Genomic DNA, 287 nt, shown 5'->3' on the forward strand with positions numbered 1-287 from the left:
ACCTACGCTGCCAGATTTCCATCAGATAAGGCTCGGTCGGCGCATCCATGCGCCTCACGGTGCTGCCTGCCGCCTTGCTCCGGCTCCCGACAGTTTCCTGCGCACGCGGAACGAGAGCGGAAACTCAAAGTCAAAAGAAGAAAGCAAAGTCAAAAGCTGTTGCCAACCAAGGTTGGCAGCTACCAAAGGCAAGGCACCGCGCATGTACGCACCGCGCTCGCAGAAGTGCGTCCAGAGGCGGAGGGCATGGGCGTGCAGGACCGTTGGCGCCATGGATGGCGCCATCG

General features: G+C 61.0%; 1 protein-coding gene. It reads right to left on the bottom strand.

Going from position 1 to position 287, the window contains the following annotated elements:
• Positions 1-54 precede the first annotated feature (54 nt).
• Positions 55-287: hypothetical protein (locus G5A07_RS22285; RefSeq protein ID WP_223107766.1), on the bottom strand; the 233-nt coding region annotated here is incomplete at its 5' end.

It is taken from the genome of Stenotrophomonas sp. AS012628 (assembly GCF_010608305.1).
Classification (GTDB): Bacteria; Pseudomonadota; Gammaproteobacteria; order Xanthomonadales; family Xanthomonadaceae; genus Stenotrophomonas; species Stenotrophomonas geniculata.